This window comes from Paramagnetospirillum caucaseum, from assembly GCF_000342045.1.
Taxonomy (GTDB): Bacteria; Pseudomonadota; Alphaproteobacteria; order Rhodospirillales; family Magnetospirillaceae; genus Phaeospirillum; species Phaeospirillum caucaseum.
The window spans coordinates 1-6,102 of the sequence record NZ_AONQ01000121.1 but is presented as its reverse complement, the minus strand read 5'-3'; the positions used below and the strand labels follow the sequence as shown (position 1 = coordinate 6,102).

Below are 6,102 nucleotides of genomic sequence, written 5' to 3'. Positions count from 1 at the left end.
CCTGGGCGGCCGCCCGGCGGGTCGCCGAGGCCGACCAGGTGTCGTTCAACCCGCTGTTCCTCTATGGCGGCGTCGGCCTGGGCAAGACCCATCTGATGCACGCCATCGCCCATCATATCCGCGAGCGCAGCCCCGAGCGCTCGGTGCTGTATCTCTCGGCCGAGAAGTTCATGTACCGCTTCATCCGGGCGCTGCGCGGCCAGGACACCATGTCGTTCAAGGAGCAGTTCCGCTCGGTCGACGTGCTGATGATCGACGACGTGCAGTTCATCGCCGGCAAGGACGCCACCCAGGAAGAGTTCTTCCACACCTTCAACGCCCTGGTGGACCAGGGCAGCCAGATCGTCATCTCGGCCGACAAGTCGCCCAGCGACCTGGAAGGCATCGAGGAGCGCCTGAGGTCCCGCATGGCCTGCGGCCTGGTGGCCGACATCCATGCCACCACCTACGAGCTGCGCCTCGGCATCCTGCAGTCCAAGGCCGAGCAGATGGGGGCCCTGGTGCCCCAGAAGGTCATGGAATTCCTGGCCCACAAGATCACCTCCAACGTCCGCGAGCTGGAGGGCGCGCTCAATCGCGTGGTCGCCCATTCCCAGCTGGTGGGCCGCGCCATCACGCTCGAGACCACCCAGGAAGTGCTGCACGACCTGCTGCGCGCCTCGGACCGCCGGATCACCATCGAGGAGATCCAGAAGAAGGTGGCCGAGCACTTCACCATCAAGCTCGCCGAAATGTCCTCGGCCCGGCGCTCGCGCCAGGTGGCAAGACCCCGTCAGATCGCCATGTACCTGGCCAAGCAGCTGACGTCCCGCTCGCTGCCCGAGATCGGCCGCAAGTTCGGCGGCCGCGACCACACCACCGTCATGCACGCGGTGAAGAAGGTCGAGGAGCTGAAGGAATGCGACCACAACTTCGCCGAGGACGTGGAGCTGCTGCGCCGCATGCTGCAGGGATAAGACCTGCTCCGCCCCGTTGCCCGAAATCGCTTTTGGACTCCGGCGCCTGTGATATACTGCCCAGCCCTGCCTCAGGGGGGCAGTAATGAATCACATCGGGTAGTCAGCAGAACGCCATGAAACTGACCATCGAGCGCGCCGCGCTGTTGAAGTCGCTGGCCCACGTCCAGAGCGTCGTCGAGCGCCGGACCACCATTCCGATCCTGTCCAACGTCAAGCTCGAGGGCCGTTCCGGCCAGCTGTCGCTGAACGCCACCGACATGGACCTCGACATCATCGAGGCGGTGCCCGCCGACGTGGTGCGCCCCGGCGCCACCACCGCCCCGGCCCACACCTTCTACGAGATCGTGCGCAAGCTGCCCGACGGCAGCCAGGTGGAGATCGAGCACGATGCCGAAAGTGGCCAGCTGACCCTGCGCTCCGGCCGGTCCAAGTTCTCGCTGGCCTGCCTGCCGGTGGAGGATTTTCCGGTTCTGTCGGGCGGCGACCTGCCGTTCAGCTTCGCGCTGTCGGCGGCCGAGCTGAAGACCCTGATCGACCGCACCCGCTTCGCCATCTCGACGGAAGAGACCCGCTACTACCTCAACGGCATCTACCTGCATGCCGCCGCCAGCGACGGCGTCGACGTGCTGCGCGCCGTGGCCACCGACGGCCATCGCCTGGCCCGGGTGGAGATCACCCTGCCGGACGGCGCTGCGGGCATGCCCGGCATCATCGTGCCGCGCAAGACCGTGGCCGAGATCCGCAAGCTGATCGACGAGACCGACGGCGAGATCACCGTGTCGCTGTCCGAGACCAAGCTGAAATTCGCTTTCGGCGACGCCGTGCTGACGTCGAAGCTGATCGACGGCACCTTCCCCGATTACGAACGGGTGATCCCCGCCGACAACGACAAGGTGCTGGTGGTCGATTGCAAGAGCTTCGCCCAGGCGGTGGACCGCGTCTCGGCCATCTCCACCGAGAAGAGCCGCGCCATCAAGCTGGCCTTGGAAAAGGGTACCGCCACCCTGTCGGCGTCGAGCGCCGAGAACGGCAGCGCGGTGGAGGAGATCGAGGCCGATTACGCCTCGACGCCGCTGGAGATCGGCTTCAACTCGCGCTACCTGATGGACATCCTGGCCCAGGTGGAGGGTGAATCGGCCCGCTTCGCCATGGCCGACGCCGCCTCGCCCACCGTGGTGCGCGAAGTGACCGACGGCGGCGCCATCTATGTGCTGATGCCCATGAGGGTGTGATCGGCGGCCTGTTGACCAGCGCGGCCGAGACCGGGCGGCCGGCGATCCGCCGCCTGTCGCTGGCCGATTTCCGCTGCTATCGGACGCTGCGCCTCGAGACCGATGCCCGGCCGGTGGTGCTCACCGGCGCCAACGGCGCCGGCAAGACCAACATTCTCGAGGCCCTGTCCTTCCTGGTTCCCGGCCGCGGCCTGCGCCGCGCCGGGGCGGCGGACATCACCCGCCACGGGCTGGAGGCCGGCTCGCCCTGGGCGGTGGCGGCCTCCCTGGATGGAGCGGCGGGACGAGTCGAGATCGGTACCGGCCGCGAGGCAGGCCACGAGCGCCGCTCGGTGCGCATCGACGGCAAGCCGGCCAAGCCCGGCGACCTGTCCGGGCTGGTTTCGGCGCTGTGGCTGACCCCGGCCATGGACCGTCTGTTCATCGAGGGGGCGAGCGGCCGCAGGCGCTTCCTCGACCGTCTGGTATTCGGGCTGGTGCCCGGCCATGGCGCCGAATCGGGTGCCTACGAGCACGCCATGCGCGAGCGCACCCGCCTGCTGCGCGCTGCCCGCGATGGCGGGCCCCGGGCCGATCCGGCCTGGATCGCGGCGCTGGAGGAGGGCATGGCCCGGCACGGCGCCAGGGTGGCGTCGGCGCGGGTGGAGAGTATCCGCCGTCTGGATGCGGCCTGCCGTGCCGGATTGGGGCCGTTCCCCGCCGCCGGTCTGGCGGTCGAGGGCGAGGTCGAGGGCTGGCTGGCCGGGGGACAATCCCCCGAGGAGGCCGAGGAGAGGTTCAGAAGCGCGCTGCGACTCGCGCGTGCGCGCGATGAGGCGGCGGGCGCCGCCACCTGCGGTCCGCACCGTTCGGATTTGGCAGTGCGCCATGTGCCCAAGAATTTGCCGGCGGGGCAATGCTCCACCGGCGAGCAGAAAGCGGTCCTGGTGTCCATCGTGCTGGCCCAGGGCCGGGTCCAGGACCGGGCGGGCGGCAGGGCGCCGCTGCTGCTGCTGGACGAGGTGGCGGCCCATCTGGACGATGTCCGGCGGGCGGCCTTGTTCGACGAGCTGTGCGGCCTCAGGGCGCAGAGCTGGATGACCGGAACCGACGCGCTGCTGTTCGCCGGTTTCGGGGCAAGGGCCCAGTTTTTCCGGGTGACGGACGCCACCGTCACTCCTGACGAGGTAATGACGTGATGAGCACCGAACCCATGATCCCCAACGATCCCCACGCCAGCGCGAACGGAGCCGAGGAATACGGCGCCGGCTCGATCCAGGTGCTGCGAGGTCTGGAGGCGGTGCGCAAGCGTCCCGGCATGTATATCGGCGACACCGACGACGGTTCGGGCCTGCACCGCATGATCTACGAGGCGGTGGACAACGCCGTCGACGAGATCATGAACGGCTTCGGCGACCGCTGCGACGTGGTGCTCAACGCCGACGGCTCGGTGCTGGTCACCGATAATGGCCGCGGCATCCCGGTGGACATCCATCCCGAGGAGGGCATCTCGGCCGCCGAGGTGGCGCTGACCAAGCTGCATGCCGGCGGCAAGTTCGAACAGAACTCCAACCGCATCTCGTCGGGTCTGCACGGCGTCGGCATCTCGGTGGTCAACGCGCTCTCGGAATGGCTGGAACTGCGCATCTGGCGCCACGGCAAGGAGCACTTCATGCGCTTTCGCCACGGCGAGCCCGAGGCGCCGCTGGCGGTGGTGGGCGAGTCCGGCGACCGCACCGGCACCCAGGTGATGTTCCTGCCGTCCAAGGGCACCTTCTCCCACACGGAATTCGACTTCGACACGGTGGAGCACCGCCTGCGCGAACTGGCCTTCCTCAACTGGCGCGCCACCCTGACGCTGAAGGACGAGCGCCACGCCGAAAGCCGCGAGGCCGTGCTGCATTACGAGGGTGGCGTCCAGGCCTTCGTCCAGTGGCTGGACCGCTCCAAGGAGGCGCTGCACGCCCCCATCCAGATCTCCGCCGAGCGCGACGTGGTGCGCCTGGAACTGTCCATGGAATGGACGGACAGCTACCACGAGACCTGCCTGTGCTTCACCAACAACGTGCCGCAGAAGGACGGCGGCACCCATCTGGCCGGCTTCCGCGCCGCGCTGACGCGGACCGTCAACGCCTATGCCAACGATTCCGGCATCGCCAAGAAGGAAAAGGTCAACCTGGCCGGCGACGACATGCGGGAAGGCCTGACCTGCGTGCTGTCGATCAAGATGCCCGACCCCAAGTTCTCGTCCCAGGCCAAGGAGAAGCTGGTTTCCTCCGAGGTGCGGCCGCTGGTGGAGAACCTGGTGGGCGAGAAGCTGGCCGAATGGTTCGAGGAACACCCGGCCGAGGCCCGCAAGGTGGTCACCAAGGTGGTCGAGGCCGCCGCGGCGCGCGAGGCGGCCAGGAAGGCCCGCGAACTGACTCGGCGCAAGGGGGTGCTCGACATCGCCACCCTGCCGGGCAAGCTGGCCGATTGCCAGGAACGCGACCCGGCGCTATCGGAACTGTTCATCGTCGAGGGTGATTCGGCCGGCGGCTCCGCCAAGCAGGGTCGCAACCGCGCCAACCAGGCCATCCTGCCCCTGAAGGGCAAGATTCTCAATGTGGAGCGGGCCCGCTTCGACAAGATGCTGTCCTCGGCCGAAATCGGCACCCTGATCGCCGCCATGGGCACCGGCATCGGGCGCGAGGACTTCAACGTCGACAAGGCGCGCTACCACAAGATCATCATCATGACCGACGCCGACGTCGACGGCTCGCACATCCGCACCCTGCTGCTGACCTTTTTCTATCGCCAGATGCCGGCGCTGATCGAGCGCGGCTACCTCTACATCGCCCAGCCGCCGCTCTACCGCGCCAAGCGGGGGCAAAGCGAGGTCTATCTCAAGGACGATAGGGCGCTGGAGGAATACCTGATCGACGGCGGCCTGTCCGACGCGGTGCTGCGTCTGGCCGACGGGGTCCAGGTGGCTTCCATCGACCTGCGGGCCCTGGTGGAGCAGGCCCGCGCGGTGCGCAACCTGCTGACCCCGCTGACCCGGCGCCTGCCGCTCAAGCTGGTGGAGCAGGCGGCCATCGCCGACGCCCTGGATTCCACCCTGCTGACCGATCCGGTGCGCGGCCCGGCCATCGCCCAGGGACTGGCCAGCCGCCTCGACGCGCTGGAAACGTCGCTGGAGCGCGGCTGGACCGGCACCTGGGTGGAAGGCGACGGTTACACCTTCGCCCGCACGCTGCGCGGTGTCACCGAGACCCACCATCTGGATTCGGCGGTGATCCGCTCGGCCGAGGCGCGGCGCCTGCACGATTTGGCGCCCCGCCTGCGCGAGACCTTCGACCGGGCGGCCACCCTGCAGGTCAAGGAACGCGAGACGGTGCTGTCCGGCCCTGTCGCCCTGGTCTCCGCCGTGATGGAGCAGGGCCGCCGCGGCATCGCCATCCAGCGCTACAAGGGCCTGGGCGAGATGAACCCGGAACAGCTGTGGGAAACCACCCTGGACCCCCAGGCCCGCTCGCTGCTGCAGGTCAAGGTGGCCCAGGCCGACGACGCCGAGCAGGTGTTCTCCACCCTGATGGGCGACGTGGTCGAACCCCGCCGCGACTTCATCCAGACCAACGCGCTCAAGGTCTCGAACCTGGACGTGTAGGCGTGTTTGTCGGTGAAGGATGACGCATAACCTGAAATTGCGACACATAACCTGAAATTTCGTGACGCATAATGTGAAAGGGGCCTGCCACATGCCCCCCCGCAATCGACGGGAATGGCGGCTAACACAAATTTTGGCTAGGTTCTGTACCCATAAACAGGATTCCCATTGAGGCCGGGTTGTGATTCAAACTCCCAAACGGAAGGGAGTTTGTTCATGGCCCGCTTCGATCTTTCGGACAAGGAATGGGACCTCATCTTGCCGCTGCTGCCCAACAAGCCGT

At 67.6% G+C, this 6,102-nt stretch carries 4 protein-coding genes; all 4 read left to right on the top strand.

The features are described 5' to 3' along the window. Positions 1-956: chromosomal replication initiator protein DnaA (dnaA, locus tag H261_RS22155; RefSeq protein ID WP_008622241.1), on the top strand; the 956-nt coding region annotated here is incomplete at its 5' end. Positions 957-1,072: 116 nt separating this feature from the next. Next, complete coding sequence (gene dnaN, locus H261_RS22150) at positions 1,073-2,191, top strand: DNA polymerase III subunit beta (protein WP_008622240.1); 1,119 nt, start codon at positions 1,073-1,075, stop codon at positions 2,189-2,191. Next, complete coding sequence (recF, locus tag H261_RS22145) at positions 2,188-3,369, top strand: DNA replication/repair protein RecF (RefSeq protein ID WP_008622239.1); 1,182 nt, start codon at positions 2,188-2,190, stop codon at positions 3,367-3,369. Before dnaN ends, recF begins: the two co-directional genes overlap by 4 nt. Further along, the gene (gene gyrB / locus H261_RS22140) at positions 3,369-5,819 is read left to right on the top strand and encodes a DNA topoisomerase (ATP-hydrolyzing) subunit B (protein WP_008622238.1); all 2,451 of its coding nucleotides are present in this window, start codon (positions 3,369-3,371) and stop codon (positions 5,817-5,819) included. Before recF ends, gyrB begins: the two co-directional genes overlap by 1 nt. Positions 5,820-6,102: the final 283 nt, after the last annotated feature.

Excerpts from the sequence above, each read along its gene's own strand:
- gyrB (WP_008622238.1), top strand. The coding sequence starts at position 3,369 with ATGAGCACCGAACCCATGATCCCCAACGATCCCCACGCCAGCGCGAAC.
- dnaN (WP_008622240.1), top strand. The coding sequence starts at position 1,073 with ATGAAACTGACCATCGAGCGCGCCGCGCTGTTGAAGTCGCTGGCCCAC.